This window comes from Ferrimonas sp. SCSIO 43195, assembly GCF_023716685.1.
In the GTDB taxonomy this organism is placed as follows: Bacteria; Pseudomonadota; Gammaproteobacteria; order Enterobacterales; family Shewanellaceae; genus Ferrimonas; species Ferrimonas kyonanensis.
This window is the reverse complement of the sequence record NZ_CP072679.1, coordinates 2,121,798-2,135,666: the sequence shown is the minus strand read 5'-3', so window position 1 is coordinate 2,135,666 and position 13,869 is coordinate 2,121,798. Positions and strand designations below refer to the sequence as shown.

Sequence of the window (13,869 nt, the reverse complement as noted above, 5' to 3'; positions counted from 1 at the left end):
CTCAGGTCGTCGTGATCTAAAGCAGTGGCTGAGTCAGCCGCTGCAGGGAATCGGTTAGTTTCTGGGTCAGGTTGCGAGTTCGCCGCGGATCGCTGTAATCGCAGCTGAGCGACAGTACGTGCTCGCCGACCCGTCGGGAACAGGGGTTAATAACGTTGCCCAGTTGCGGCTTGCAGCTGACGCACACCAATTTGCCATTGGCTTTTAGTGTGTCAGCCAACCGTTCGATGTAACGTCGTCGCCCCGAGGTCGCCGGCCACGGCATCGCCAGGTAGATCAGCTGATAGCCGGCAAATTCCTCCGGCCGCATCTGGTAGACGTCACCGTCGATGCGCTCGCAGGGCAAGCCAAGACACTGATCGTTAAACTGGGTCGAGATCAGCGTCACCCGCTGCTGATAACGCAGCACACTGGTGGCCTTGATCGCCGCAGCGCGGCCACCGCCAATAATCAGTACCGGCATGGCATCGGTGAACATCAACGGCATCATGGCGCCGCCTCCTGCTCGGCAATGCACTCTGGCGGCAACACTTGGGACAACGGCACCCCTAGGGACATCGCCGCAAACAGCGCCTGCCACTGTGCTTGAGTCAATGTCTCGAGGCTCTGCAACCACAGGCCGTGATTGGCGTCCGGCTTACGGGCATAGATCACCGCCGTCGCCCGCTGCCGACAGGCTCCGGCACAATGGCTGCGGGTCACCTTGATGCGGTCTGGCCCCCGGTGCAGTGACAGCTGTTTCAGCTGTTGCCGCAGCTGGTGGGCCAGCCCCTCAGCACCGGAGCGCTGGCAACGGCCGCCTTCACACACCACCAGGTGGTGACGGTAATGGCGAATCGGCCGGGCTTCCCCGCTGGTTTTCAGGCCGCGGTGACCACCTGCGGTGACCGGTATTGGCGCCTGACCGACAAAGCGTTTGCGGCTGCGGCTCATCAGCGGCTCCTCAAACGGCAGCTCGCAAGCGGCCAGAGTCATGTTGAACCCCTCGCCCGCCGACTTGTGTTTTGGCACCAACAAGGCTTTGGCACCGCTGGCATGCAAACACGCCGCCTCGGCGACCGACGACACGCCGATGCAGCGACGCACCGTCTCCGAAGGATTTTCGATGCCCTCGACCCGATCCAAGGTGGGGGCATCGAAGCAGTCAAACGGCCGCTGCAACTCGGCGGCTAACTGGACGATTCCGGCCTCATCGGCCTTAAGATCGATGGACACCAACCGGGCGACCGAGGCCAGATGCAGGTTGTGCTGCTGCAAAAACGCCGTTAACCCCTGGCGCAATACCGACAAGGGTGTATTGCGATCGCAGCCGATGCCAATCACCAGGCTGCGGGGACGCCACACCACCGTGGGAATCGACAGCCTTGGCAGGCGAGCCTGGTGACTGATGATCACCGCCGCCTGATAATCGGTGCTGTCAGGCAGGGTAGCCGCCTCGCTGACACACAGGTGCCCGGGCATGGCACACTCTGGGTGCCACCACTGTTTTTGCCCGGACTGCTGCCAGATCAACGTCTGCCGACCATTGACTACGGCACTGGCCGCTTGCGTCAAACTGGGTTCACACTCCGGGTCCAACTGCCAGCCAAACGGCACCCCGAGGGTGTCCACCGACAGTGTCTGAGAGGCATCGGAGGCGGTGGTCAGCACCGCCGTCGCCGACAACAATCTGGCCACTTCGGCGGCCATGGCATTGGCGCCGCCCCGATGGCCGCTGAGCACCGGCACCGCAAAGGCGCCCTGCTCATCGATGCACACCACCCCCGGATCGCGGCGCTTGTCTTGCAGCAGCGGCGCTAACAGTCGAGTGGCAATGCCGACGCTGAACAGGCACAGGTGCTGATCAAAGCGGCCAAACTGGGCCGCCAGATGGTCGGCCAAGGGCACTGACAACGCCGACGCGCCGCCCCAGTCTCCCTGACGGTCGACCACAAACAGCTGCGCATCCGGCAGCTCCGCAGCCAATCGCTGCGCCAATTCCGCCCCCTTGCGGGTAATGGCGTGAATGGCGATGCGGGTCATGACTGCCCCCGGCGCAGCACCCCTTTACGACGACGAATCGACAGCTGAACCATGGCGAAGTAGCGGTGTTCATCCGGCACCTGGCGCAGATCGGTGTACACCTGCTGGTTGGCCCCACTGGCATGGGACACGTAAGTGGCACAATGCAGCAGCCCCATGGGCTCGAGCATCTCGATCAGCGGCTGTACCATGCGGCCGGCCTTGATCAGGATGATGGTGTCAAACTCTTCAACCAGGGTCGGCAGCATGGCAATGCCGTAGGTGGCCGGCACCACGCAGAAACGCTCCTCGCCGTCGGCCAATGGAATGGTGGTTGCTGCCGGTACTGCGGTGATGGAGCTGACCGCTGGCACCACTTCAACCTCCAGCTCAGGCAGGCGCTCTGCCAGCTCCTCCTGCAGGTAGGCCCAGGTACTGAAGACCGACGGGTCGCCTTCGGTGATGAAACCGACGTCTTTACCCGCCTGCAACTGCGCCACCAGTGATTCGGCCGCTTGCTCCCAGGCTGGCACGGTGATGGCCGGATCCCGGCTCATGGGGAACCACAGGTACAGCGGCTCGCCTTTCATGTCGGCTAAGTCCAGTTCCTGACGGGCAATGGCCCAGGCGAAGGAGTCGGCCTGTCCCTGAGTTTTTTCCGGCACCGCAATCACATCCAGCGACTGCATCAATCTCAGGCTTCGCAGTGTCATCAAGTCGCCTGCGCCGGGGCCAACGCCAATGGCATAGATTTTTCCGATTTTATTCATTGGCTTTTTGCCTTCTTTTCAATAATAAACAGATGGATAGGGTTATCACTCTGATAACGGGTGTAGTGCGCCAGAGGTTGGCTCTGGGCGCAGTTGATCATCAATATGCGTGGTTCTAGCTGACGGCTCTGACACAGGCGGTGGATCTCGGCCACACTCTCCAGGGTGACCGCCGATAACACGAAACGGCCGCCGGGTTTCAGGCGGGCCATCACCACGTCGATAATGGGTTCCATTTCGCCGCGGCTGCCGCCGCAGAACACCGCATCCGGTGCCGGCAATTCCGTCAGCGCCTGTGGCGCTCGCCCCTGGATTACGGTCAGGTGATCCACTCGGTGAGCCAATCGATTGCCCTGCAGCTGGAAAAAGCACTCCGGGTTGCACTCGATGGCAAAGCTGCGCCCTTTCCAGGCCTGCTTGGCGGCTTCGATGCCCACCGAGCCGGAGCCGGCGCCGATGTCCCACACCACCGCGTCGGCATGCAGGTTCAGGTTGGCCACCGCCACCGCCCGCACCGGCGCCTTGGTGATCAGCCCCCGCTGCGGGGTGCGTTTAAGAAAATCGTCATCCTGGCTGTGCAAACCGAGGCCACCCCAGCGGGCCGGGTCACTGCGCTTTAGCAGCAGCAGGTTCAGCGGCGCGGTGTCGCCGGCATCGCCACGGGCCAAGGCGGCCACAGAGAATTCACGCACCCGCTGCGCCGGCCCCCCCATGGCTTCGCACAGGTGCAGTTGCCAGTGGCCCTCATCAAACTCGAGCAGGTGGCGGGCGATGACGGTGGGACTGTTGTCCCTGTCGGTTAATAGCGCAAACTGGTCTCCCTGCTGCAGCTGCGCCACCAGACCGTCCAGCGGCCGGCCATGAACCGACAACAGCTGGGTCTGCTGCGAAGTCCAGCCCAGGTGAGCACAGGCCAGCTGCACCGAACTCAGCGACGGAATGCACTCCAACTCCGGCGCTGTTGGCAGGGCGTCGGCATAGGCATGCAGGCGGGTACCGATGCCGTACAGCAGCGGATCGCCGGAAGCCAGCACGCACACCTCCTGTTCCTCGGCGGCGGCAAATATCGCCTCCAGGTACCCCTCCAGCGGCGTGGTCAGGGATAATTTTTGCCCCTGGAACTGTGGAAAAAAGGCCAGGTGCCGCTGACTGCCGGCCAACACTTCGGCTTCGGCGATGGCGTTGATGGCCCGGCTGGTGAGGCTCAGGCAACCATCGTCACCGATTCCAATGAGGCGAATCCGGCCTGTCATTTGGCCGCCTCCACCATCAAGGCATGCAGACTGGAAACCACCAGCGGACTGCCGCCTTTGCGGCCCAGCGAGCTGATAAACGGCACCTTAGCCTGACCGACCAACTGGGTTTTCGACTCATCGGCGCGAACAAAACCCACCGGAATACCGATGATCAGCGCCGGCATCGCCTCGCCGGCCTCGACCATTCTCAGCACCTCAAACAGCGCCGTCGGTGCATTGCCGATGGCAACAATGCCGCCATCCAACAACCCTTTGTCCCGGGCCAGCCGCATCGATTCGATGGCGCGGGTGATGCCCGATGCCTTGGCCCGTTCAATCACCTCGGGATCGCTGATAAAACAGTGGCCTTCAACACCAAACGGGCGACAACGACTGGGGCTGAGGCCGGCGGTGATCATGGTGACGTCCGACACGATGGGCGCCCCACGTCGCAACGCCTCCATGCCCGCTTCCATTGCCGACGGGCTGAAGCGAAACAGGCGGGCAAATTCGAAATCACCGCTGGTGTGGATCGCCCGCCGCACCACCGGCCACTGCAGATCGCTGAACAGGTGCCCGCCGTGATGCAGTTCGATCTCCCGATCGATGATGGCGAAAGAATCGGTTTCAATCTGACGCCCCTGGGCCGTCAGTTGGGACATGGGGTTCATACATGGTCTCCATAGTGACCCTGGGCCAGAGTGGACCCGTCAAAGTCCACCAGCCGCACAACCACAGAAAAGGAATGGTGGGCGTAGTCAGCGCAATGGCGCGCCGCTTCGGTACAAAGAAGTTGCCAGTAGTCGTCTGGCAGGTGCTGGCGGCCAAGTTCGAGCAGATGGCGGCCGGTATTGGCCGACCGAATCTGTTGCAGCAGCTCGGCGTCGTCAGTAAAGCCGCTGGCATGGTCAGCCAGCAGCGAAAAATTGATTGGCCGTCCGGTCACGTGGGTCATCAGGGTACCCCCGACCATCTTGCACAGCTTGCCAATCATGGTGACCAGTTCCACCTGGGCCATGTCTTGCCGGGCCGACGCCCTGAGGCCGACGCCACTGAAATCCCCCACTTGAATGAAGGCGCATTGGGGTAAGCTGGCGTGCAGCGCCATGGCGGCTTTTTCGGTGCGGCTGCCGGTAGTCAGCACCACTTGTCGCTGCTCCTGGGCCCGAGCCACCTCGATGCTTTGGCGTACCGAGGCGGCGTAAGCGGAGGTGGAGTACGGATGCACGGTGCCGCGAGTGCCAAGAATGGACAGGCCGCCGATCAAGCCCAGGCGACGGCCGATGGTCTGCTCCGCCAGTTGTTCACCACCGGGGATCGACACCGTCACTCGAGCGCCAACATGGCCATGACGTTGCAGCAGGGGCAACAGGTGCTCGCGAATCATCTTTCTGGGTACCGGGTTGATGGCTGGCTCCCCTACCGCCAGCTCCAGCCCCGGCAAGGTCACCGTGGCTACGCCTTCTCCGGCGGCAAACACGATGCCCGGCTCGTCAGTCAGGGCCAGGGTCACGGTGATGGCGGCGCCATGGGTGCAATCGGGGTCGTCACCGGCATCCTTGATCACCGCGCAACAGCGTTCCCCTTCGGCGGCGGGGCGGGCCAGCACCGCAAACTCGGCTTGCTCGCCAATGGGCAGGGTGATCACCACGGTGTCCGGGTGGCGACCGCTAACAACAGCCTCTAGCGCCGCCAGGGCGGCCGCCGTGGCGCAGGCGCCGGTGGTATAGCCGGTTCGCAGCTCGCCTCGGTGGCGACTGCGCTTAATCCGGGTAACGCCGGTGTCGGCCGGAGCTTGGGTGTTCGGGTATTTCGGGTCTGTCACATCGGCATCCAAACAGTAGCAGGAAGCTGAGACAAGACGGGCAGGAGCAATGACTATGCACTACTACCGGGTAAGCCCGCCCGGTGTTCAGCGTCTGGAGATTAAGGTGGGTATCCTGGCTTCCGTTTTCGGTCCACTCCCCCTTCCCGGCGTTTGCCAGTGGTATCGGAAGCAACCCTGCCTGTCGGCACAAACGGTTACAGTTGCGGGTACAGCCCGGAATTCACATCCGGTTCCCCGGCCCCGTGACGGCCCTGCCGTCTACGGAACCCCTCGAATCGAGGAGCCTTAATCTGGAATCAGTGTAGAGGCAGCCTGAGCCTGAAACACTGTGGAAAGTTGAAGTGTTTGTGAGCATAAGTCATCAATGTGACCTTGGTCCGCCACTTCACTTAAATACCTTTTAAATCAACGGTTATCTCCTTGATGCAAAAAGACCTGATTCAGGTCCAGGGCCACGGAAAATGAATCGCCATTGGCGCGGGAGAAGCGCAGCTGATCCACCTTGATCGCCTCGGCATTGAGATGACGGTAGTGGGGACGACGCAGCGGCGGCGTCGGCGACGGGTTCATCGGCCCCTGTTGGTACAGGTAGTAATCCGGCTGGCTCATCAATACCCCTTCGACATTGAACTTCACCAGCTTGCGAGTCGACGGGGTCACCAACTCGCCTCCGGCGGCAGCGACAATGTCGGCGGCGATGTTGCCCTGCCCGGCCAGAGTCAGCGGCATTTCGGTCACCTCGTAGACCACCTTGGGCCGGTCGGGCAGCGGCTGCAGCCGCAAACGCAGTTGGTGCAGCTGTTCGGCCACCGCCTCGGCCTGTGGCTGACAGTCCAGCGCCGTTCCCAGCCGCGCCAGCTCAACCAAGACCCCATCCAGAGTCACCGGCTGGTACCAAAACACCTCGGCCCCCACCAGGCGGGCCATTTCGGCGCTGAAAAAACGCTCGCTGGCCACCACGATCAGATCCGGATCGAGGGATTTAATCAGCTCGAGATTGGGCTTGATGTGACTGCCAACCTGCAGCGCCTCGGGAAAGTCCCCGTTGGAGCGGGTCACGCCCACCACTTTATGGGCCTGCCCCAGTCGCTGGAACAGATCCCCGGCCGCCGGAGCCAACAACACCACTCTGTCGTAAGCGGCGGCCTTAGCAGCAAAAACGAAAGCTATCAGTACCCACAGAGACCGATACATCATAAACCTCGGATAACAGTTGTGGCGTGACCTGATGGCGCTGCACGTCGTGCAGCAGTCGCCCCGCCTTAAAAAACAGAAAACGATCAAAATGCGCATGAGCCAGGTTGATGTCGTGCACCGAGGTCACCACGGTGGCCTCCAGTTGCGCCAGGTGGCCGAAAATCTGCAGCGTATGGCGCACATCCAGGCTGGAGTTCGGCTCATCCAAATAGACGATGGGGGTGGCCTGGTTCAGCACCCGGGCCATCATCACCCGCCGCTGTTCGCCGCCAGACAGTTCGCCATAGCTGCGATCCTGGTATCGCAGCACATCCAGCAAGGCCAGCAGTTCCCGGGTCTGGCGCCGGTCCTCATCGCTGTACTGACCGCCCTTGAGGTGAGCAAAACGTCCCATCAGGGCCACTTCGGCCACGGTGAAAGGAAACGCAATGTCTGAAAACTGCGACAACAGGGAAAACAGCCGCGATCGCTGTGGAAACCCCAGTTGCGCCAAAGACTGGTTGCCGTACTGTATGTCGCCACTCGCGGGCGTCAGCAGCCCGGTCAGCAAGCCGAGCAAGGTACTCTTGCCGCAGCCGTTCTCCCCCATCAATGCCACTTTTTCCCCCGGTGCAATCAGCAGCTGATCGACCTTGAGAGAAAACGCATCGCGCTGGTAGACCAACTGATCCACTCGTATCTCAGCCATTCCACAAACTTCCTCTGCGAGTGTGAAGCAAATAAAAGAAGAAGCCGCCACCGAGCACCGCGGTAATGATCCCCACCGGCAACTCCGCGCCTCCCGGGATCACCACTCGGGAGACCGCATCGGACACCACCAACAGGCCACTGCCCATCACGGCGGAATAGAACAGGTTACTGCGCATATCACTGCCAAACAGGCTGCGTGCCACGTGCGGCACAATCAGCCCCACGAAGCCGATGATGCCGGAAAAGCTCACCGCCACCGCCACCAACAGGGTCGACAGCACAAAGGCACTGGCCCGAAGCCGCTGCACATTGACCCCCAGGCTCTGGGCCGAAGCCTCATCCAGGGCCAGCAGGTTCAGGGCCACCGCCCGTCGGCTTAAGAACAGATAGGTCAACGCCAGCAGGCCGGCACACAGGGCCAACCTGTCCCAGCTGACCAGGAAGATGCCGCCCATCAGCCAGTAGACAATGGCGTTTAAAGAGTCTTCGAAGTAATACTTGGCGAAACTGATCACCGCCGAGGCGATGATGTTCATCACCACCCCGGCCAGAATCATGGTCACCGGGTTGATGCGGCCCCGATTCTGGGACATGCGGTACACCAGCACCAGCCCCGCCATGCCGGTGGCAAAGGCGCACACCGACACCCAATAACCGGGCACGCCCAGGGCGATGGCCAGCACCGCCCCCAGCGCCGACGACGACGCCGCGCCGGTGGTAAAGCTGTCCGCCAGCGGATTTTTCAGGGTCAGCTGATAGACGCTGCCGCTGATCCCAAGCATGGCGCCAATCAATGCCGCGAACAGCACCCTGGGCAGCCTCAGTTCGGTAAGAATATCCCGCTGCAGCGGCGACAACGACCAGGGGTCCAGCCACTGCGGGCCCGCCAGCATCGCCACCGCGCCCGCCAGCACCAGGGCAACAAGGGCCAGACTCCTCATGGTTCCAGCCTGTTAAGGGTGCGCAGGGCCAGCCCCAGCAAAATCAGGTTCAACACCACCATCATCAGCAGCGACAGTTGGCTCAATGGCTGACCCAGCAAGGCCGATCGCAGCAGTTCGGCGCTGTAGGTCAGCGGCGAGGCCATCGCCAGCCCCTGAATCATCCAGGGCATCTGTTCCACCGGGAAAAAGGTGCCGGACAGAAACATCATCGGCGTGATCACAAAGGCGGTCATCGACGCCTGATCGCGGTGGTTTTTCATCTTCAGCGCCACGATAAAACCAATCAGAGAAAACGCCATCAGGTGCAAAGGCAACACCAGCCACAGCGCCGGGCCAAAGTTGAGGCCGACACCACACAGGAGTGCGTACAAGGCGATGATCGCCACCGGGATCAAGCCGCGAGTCATGCCGTACATCACTTCACCGGCGACGATCTGCCAGCGCTGATTGGGCGCCAGCAGAAACTCTTCAAAGATCTTCAGGTAGAAACGGCTGATGTTGATCTCGGTGGCGATGTTGTAGCTCTGATTCATGCTGGCCATCGCCAGCAGCCCCGGCAGCAGGAAGGTGAGGTAATCGACGCCGTTGACCTGAGTGTCGTTGCCGACCCCAAAGCCGAAGGCCATCAAATACAGAAACGGCGGTACCGCGGCCGCCAACACCACCCGCAGCAGTTTTTTCCGTAGCACCAGGGTCTCGCGATAATAGATGCCGGTGATGGTACTCAGGGACGCCTTAGCCATGGTTCACCAACCTGGTTCCGGTCATCTGTAAGAAGGCGTCTTCCAGGCTGGTTTCCCGAATCACTGCCGCCTCCTCGATCTGCGCCAATCTGGCCAACGCCAGAGACCGGCTGTCGAAGAATTCCTGTTTCGGCTCTGTGGTTCCCGTCTCCACCACATAGGCTCCTAATGCTTGTTTCAGCGACTGACAACTGCCATCGGCAATGACTCGCCCCTGTTCGATGAACACCACCCGCGACGCCAGTCGCTCCGCCTCTTCGAGGTAGTGAGTGGTCAGAAAGATGGTGCAGCCCTGCTGCTGATTGATTTTGCCGAGAAACGACCACATGGTGCGGCGACTGTGGGGGTCAAGGCCCACGGTCGGCTCATCCAGAAACAGAATCTTGGGTTTGTGCATCAGCGCCCGGGCGATCACCAACCGCCGCTTCATGCCGCCGGACAACTTCTCTGCCGGTGTGGTCCGGTGCGCTTCCAGGCCGGCAAACGTCAGGCTGTCTTCGATGGCCTGGTTTAGCTCTGCGCCGCGCATCTGATACAGCAGGCCGTGTACCCGCAAATTCTCTTCTGGAGTCAGTTCCCGGTCGATGTTGTTGTGCTGGGGCACCAGGCCAATCAGCTTTTTCAGCGCCAGCCGATTGGGGTGGTAGGCTTCGCCCTGATAATGGATCTCGCCACCATCCGGAGTTAACAGACCGGTCAGCATCTTGATCAGGGTGGTTTTTCCGGCGCCATTAGGGCCGAGAAAAGCGCAAATTTCACCGGCCTTAAGTTCAAAGCTGATGTCGGCGACCGCCTGACGGGCCCCAAAAGCCCGCTTCAGGCCCCGCCCCTGCAGGACGACCTGCGTCGATTGAGTCATTGTTATCGCGTACCTCAAAAACACGGGGCGCATCGGCGCCCCGATTGTTACTTCAGAACAATGCCTGCCGCAGCGGCAGCGTCATTGAGGTGAGTGAGGTAACGCTGACGAACCTGAGGGTTGTTGCCCAGTCCCGACAGAACCGGCTCCACCTCCATGCCCAGCTGTTGCAGCTGAATCTTCCAGGAGTCCGGCTCATCGCCTGCCATGTCGTTGCTGGCGTGATCGCCGGCCACCACCATCAGCGGACGCAGTTGTACCTTGGTCACCCCATCCTGCTGTAGCCTGGCGCTTAAGCGATCGAAATCCGGATGACCCTCTACCAAACCGACGTATACCGGCACATCGGGGTAGTGCTGATTCATCAGCTCATCCAGCTCGTAGTACAAACCGGTTGAGAGGTGATCGTTACCGTGGCCCATGTACACCAGCGCGGCACCACTCTTGCGAGCCTGCTCCACGTCGGCGGCCAGGGCCAGTGTCAGGGCCTCGAGGTCGTGGCGATATTCCTGCTGCGACCCCCAGGTGCCCATCAAGGGGCGGCCAACGGCGATACGCTGGAACGGTTTCCACTTGGCCTTGAGGGTGTCGATGCCAGCCAGGGCGTCGGTGTAGGCCAACAGATCGGTGAACTCTTCGCCGTGAGTCAGCAGTGTGGTCTGCACCACGATGTCGCGATAGCCGTCGTTTTGCAGATCCGCCAGGGTACCCAGCACGTTTTTCACCTGGTACAGCTCCGCCGGAATGTCGGGGTGGGCCGCCTGGTAGGCCTGGTCGCCCTGGCGCTGGTGCCAACGCTTGCGAATGATGTTGGAGGTAAAGGCAAAGCGAACCGGGGTGTCGGGGTACGCCTGTTGAACGTCGTGCTGAATCTGAAGCAGCGAGTCCACGGCCGAATCGTAGGTGGTGCCAAACGCGGCCAATACAATGGCGGAAGGTTCAGGTTGCATAGGCGCAGGCGCCGCTGCCAGATGGGTACTTAATACCGTTGCCGCCAAGGCGGCAGAAAGGCGTTTCATAGGTCAACATTCCATGGGTGCCAAACAGGCACTCTGGACGGCCAAAGTCCGTAACTGGTTTGCTGGTTCTGTCGTTTTTGGGTTGCCCAAAAGCGCCCGGTCTCATCCAGGATGAAACGGGTTAATACGACATCAATGAGTTCGGGTAGGCCCGCCCGAATTCCAGCACGTCAGCTTAGGCAGGTCTCCTGACTCCTGACTGTCGCTCCGCCGGCCTTCCCAGCTTTCGCCAGTGGCATAGACATTGGAGCACTACCCTGGGTAGCGTCAGTTACAGTTGCGGGTACAGTCCGGGCATTTCACCCGGTTCCCTCACCAATCGTGGTGGCCTCTCAGCACCGTAAGCTGGAGCCAGTGTATACGCACAGTATTCGGGAAACACTGTGGAAAGTTGAAGTGAATTGAACGCGTTACTCACTCTGTGATCCAGCGCTAATTTGCTTGAATCGTTACTTTTTTCTTAAAGCCGTATCAGGGCGTAACTGCGAATCGCCTTCTCCAGATCGGCAAAGTCGTTGATCTGCTCCGAGACCACCAACAGCGGCCGATGCATGGCATCCTCCACCACCACGGTCTGCGACACCGCGTCGTAGCGGGCGTCTTCGACCTCCTGCCACAGGTGGCGGGTATAGTTGCCGTCGCTGCCGGTAATGGTGAAACCGACCCGATCGATCTGAATCTCACTGTCGAGAAACGGCATCAAGCGTAGGATGTGGTAGCTCATCTTCATGCAGCCGGCACTGATGGCCAGGCAGAACAGAAACAGCCCCCAGTGGGAACTGTCTACCCAAAATGGAAAGGCAAAGGTCAGTAATCCGGCACCGGCGAGCAGCGGCAACTCCAGTTGAGTGCGGTTTTTTACCTCATTCGGATGGCAAAAGATGTGGGTCATGATCCGTATCCCTGTCAGCGCGAGAGTCCCAAAAAGAACGGCGCCGCCCGGCGCGGTTCGCTAACTACAAATCAACTACTTAAATAAGAGTACAACATTCAACCAAAATGTCACAACTCGATTAGCAGCGACCAGAATGTGGCCATAGGCCCACAGCATCAGTCAGTAAAAAACCCTCACGACAGAGGGCTTTACCTACTTAGGAGTAGCCCGGTCGTGACTCGGATCACAGCGCGATGGATAGGCGCTACTATTGCTTGTGTATACCAGAGTAATTCACTAAGGTTTAAACCGTCATATTGAATGCAACTTATGAGCCGTTCGAGTTAGCGCTGAACACCGTCTCATCAGGTTGCATTCACTATGGACCTGCAACGGCAACCCTGTGAGATCGAGCGCATGCTGAACATTGACGACCCCAACCACATCGAGACCACCCCTGCCCTGTTACGACTGGGATTCCGGCCGCTGTTTCTCGGCGGTGCCGCCGTCGCCTGTATTCTGATCCCAATCTGGCTGCTGGCCTGGTACAGCCCCCAGAACTCGCCGGTGCTGACCAACGCCTTCTTCAGCCCGGTAATCCCCATCTGGTGGCACCCCCATGAGATGCTGTTCGGCTTTGCCATGGCCATCGTCGCCGGTTTCCTGTTAACCGCGGTACAGAACTGGACCAATCAACCTGGCCTTAAGGGCACGCCCCTGGCCGTGGTGGTGGCCTGCTGGCTCAGCGCCCGCATTCTGCTGCTGTTGCCAATGGCAATTCCACTGTGGCTGCCAGCGCTGGCCGACACCGCGTTCCTGCTGCTGACCGCCGCCAAACTGGCACACAGCATCATTAAGGTAAAACAGTGGCGCAACGTGGCGTTCCCGGTGCTGCTGACCATCGCCGCCGCAGCCAACCTGTTCAGCTACTACGCCCTAGCCCAGCGCGACATGGTGACCGCCTCCACCCTGTGGCAGGCGATGATCTGGTGGATGGCACTGATGATCAGTTTCGTCGGTGGCCGGGTGGTGCCGTTTTTCACCGCCCTCCGACTCAAAGTGGACAAGGCCCAGCCTCTGGCCTGGCTCGACTGGCCGGTGTTTATTGGCCTGGCGCTGATCGCCGTCAACTCGGTGGCCCATGTGATCAGCGGCGCGGCCCTGTCGCTGCTGCTGGGCGCCACCGGTCTGCTGCAACTGGTGCGCCAGGCACGCTGGTCGGCCCACAAAACCGCCAAAGAGCCGCTGCTGTGGTCTTTGCACCTAAGCTACCTGTGCATCGCCCTGGCGCTTATCGGCATGGCGCTATTTCCCAATGATCCCCACGCCGAACGGCAACTGCTGCACCTAGTGGGTGTCGGCGCCATCGGCGGCATGTGCCTGGCGATGATCTCCCGGGTCACCCTGGGCCATACCGGCCGCAACATCTATCAGGGCCCGTGGATGTCACCGGCGTTTGCCGCCATCGTTGTCGCCGCCGTGGTGCGCGCCCTGTTCCCCATTCTCTGGCCCCAGTCCACCCAGTTATGGCACTGGCTGGCCGGCAGCCTATGGAGCTTCGCCTTTGGCCTGTTCCTGTGGCATTACACCGCCTTCCTGTGTCGCCCTCGACTCGACGGACGCCCGGGATAGCCTGCCAGCGGCCCGCTTTGAATGCGGGCCGCCGACTTTGTTTTTATACTGAACCCAAGACCCATAATGAGAATCGG

14 protein-coding genes and 2 riboswitches are annotated in these 13,869 nt (G+C 60.8%); of the genes, 1 reads left to right on the top strand and 13 read right to left on the bottom strand.

The window, feature by feature from the left end:
* Positions 1-16 precede the first annotated feature (16 nt).
* The 13 genes from J8Z22_RS10115 to J8Z22_RS10055 all read right to left on the bottom strand — a co-directional run bounded on the left by J8Z22_RS10115 (position 17) and on the right by J8Z22_RS10055 (position 12,178).
* Positions 17-490 (bottom strand): NAD(P)-dependent oxidoreductase, encoded by a 474-nt coding sequence (locus J8Z22_RS10115; RefSeq protein ID WP_252010265.1) that lies wholly within the window; start codon positions 488-490, stop codon positions 17-19.
* Positions 487-2,022: a cobalamin biosynthesis protein gene (locus tag J8Z22_RS10110; RefSeq protein ID WP_252010264.1), complete on the bottom strand. Its 1,536-nt coding sequence runs from the start codon at positions 2,020-2,022 to the stop codon at positions 487-489. The genes J8Z22_RS10115 and J8Z22_RS10110 overlap by 4 nt, the downstream gene beginning before the upstream one ends.
* Positions 2,019-2,771 carry a precorrin-2 C(20)-methyltransferase gene (cobI, locus tag J8Z22_RS10105; RefSeq protein ID WP_028112462.1) on the bottom strand — a complete coding sequence of 251 codons (753 nt, stop codon included), beginning with the start codon at positions 2,769-2,771 and terminating at the stop codon, positions 2,019-2,021. The genes J8Z22_RS10110 and cobI overlap by 4 nt, the downstream gene beginning before the upstream one ends.
* Positions 2,768-4,024 (bottom strand): precorrin-6y C5,15-methyltransferase (decarboxylating) subunit CbiE, encoded by a 1,257-nt coding sequence (gene cbiE, locus J8Z22_RS10100; RefSeq protein ID WP_252010263.1) that lies wholly within the window; start codon positions 4,022-4,024, stop codon positions 2,768-2,770. Before cbiE ends, cobI begins: the two co-directional genes overlap by 4 nt.
* Positions 4,021-4,677, bottom strand: a complete 657-nt coding sequence (locus J8Z22_RS10095; RefSeq protein WP_028112460.1) for a precorrin-8X methylmutase — start codon at positions 4,675-4,677, stop codon at positions 4,021-4,023. The genes cbiE and J8Z22_RS10095 overlap by 4 nt, the downstream gene beginning before the upstream one ends.
* A complete protein-coding gene (locus tag J8Z22_RS10090; protein ID WP_252010262.1) occupies positions 4,674-5,831 on the bottom strand; it encodes a cobalt-precorrin-5B (C(1))-methyltransferase in 1,158 nt (385 codons plus the stop codon). The genes J8Z22_RS10095 and J8Z22_RS10090 overlap by 4 nt, the downstream gene beginning before the upstream one ends.
* A gap of 87 nt (positions 5,832-5,918) precedes the next feature.
* Positions 5,919-6,137: riboswitch (cobalamin riboswitch) on the bottom strand.
* A gap of 102 nt (positions 6,138-6,239) precedes the next feature.
* Entirely contained in the window at positions 6,240-7,031 is a 792-nt protein-coding gene (locus J8Z22_RS10085; RefSeq protein ID WP_252010261.1) for an ABC transporter substrate-binding protein, read from the bottom strand.
* The gene (locus J8Z22_RS10080; RefSeq protein WP_252010260.1) at positions 6,982-7,719 is read right to left on the bottom strand and encodes an ABC transporter ATP-binding protein; all 738 of its coding nucleotides are present in this window, start codon (positions 7,717-7,719) and stop codon (positions 6,982-6,984) included. Before J8Z22_RS10080 ends, J8Z22_RS10085 begins: the two co-directional genes overlap by 50 nt.
* The gene (locus tag J8Z22_RS10075; RefSeq protein ID WP_252010259.1) at positions 7,712-8,662 is read right to left on the bottom strand and encodes an iron ABC transporter permease; all 951 of its coding nucleotides are present in this window, start codon (positions 8,660-8,662) and stop codon (positions 7,712-7,714) included. The genes J8Z22_RS10080 and J8Z22_RS10075 overlap by 8 nt, the downstream gene beginning before the upstream one ends.
* Entirely contained in the window at positions 8,659-9,408 is a 750-nt protein-coding gene (locus J8Z22_RS10070) for an ABC transporter permease (RefSeq protein ID WP_252010258.1), read from the bottom strand. The genes J8Z22_RS10075 and J8Z22_RS10070 overlap by 4 nt, the downstream gene beginning before the upstream one ends.
* The gene (locus tag J8Z22_RS10065; RefSeq protein WP_252010257.1) at positions 9,401-10,267 is read right to left on the bottom strand and encodes an ABC transporter ATP-binding protein; all 867 of its coding nucleotides are present in this window, start codon (positions 10,265-10,267) and stop codon (positions 9,401-9,403) included. Before J8Z22_RS10065 ends, J8Z22_RS10070 begins: the two co-directional genes overlap by 8 nt.
* Positions 10,268-10,314: 47 nt before the next feature.
* The gene (locus J8Z22_RS10060; RefSeq protein WP_252010256.1) at positions 10,315-11,286 is read right to left on the bottom strand and encodes a sirohydrochlorin cobaltochelatase; all 972 of its coding nucleotides are present in this window, start codon (positions 11,284-11,286) and stop codon (positions 10,315-10,317) included.
* A gap of 160 nt (positions 11,287-11,446) precedes the next feature.
* Positions 11,447-11,644: riboswitch (cobalamin riboswitch) on the bottom strand.
* 102 nt (positions 11,645-11,746) lie between these two features.
* Complete coding sequence (locus J8Z22_RS10055) at positions 11,747-12,178, bottom strand: hypothetical protein (RefSeq protein ID WP_028112453.1); 432 nt, start codon at positions 12,176-12,178, stop codon at positions 11,747-11,749.
* A gap of 399 nt (positions 12,179-12,577) precedes the next feature.
* Here J8Z22_RS10055 and J8Z22_RS10050 point away from each other — a divergent pair, with 399 nt between their 5' ends.
* Positions 12,578-13,792, top strand: coding sequence for an NnrS family protein (locus J8Z22_RS10050; RefSeq protein WP_252010469.1), 1,215 nt, complete (start codon positions 12,578-12,580; stop codon positions 13,790-13,792).
* The last annotated feature ends 77 nt before the right edge of the window (positions 13,793-13,869 follow it).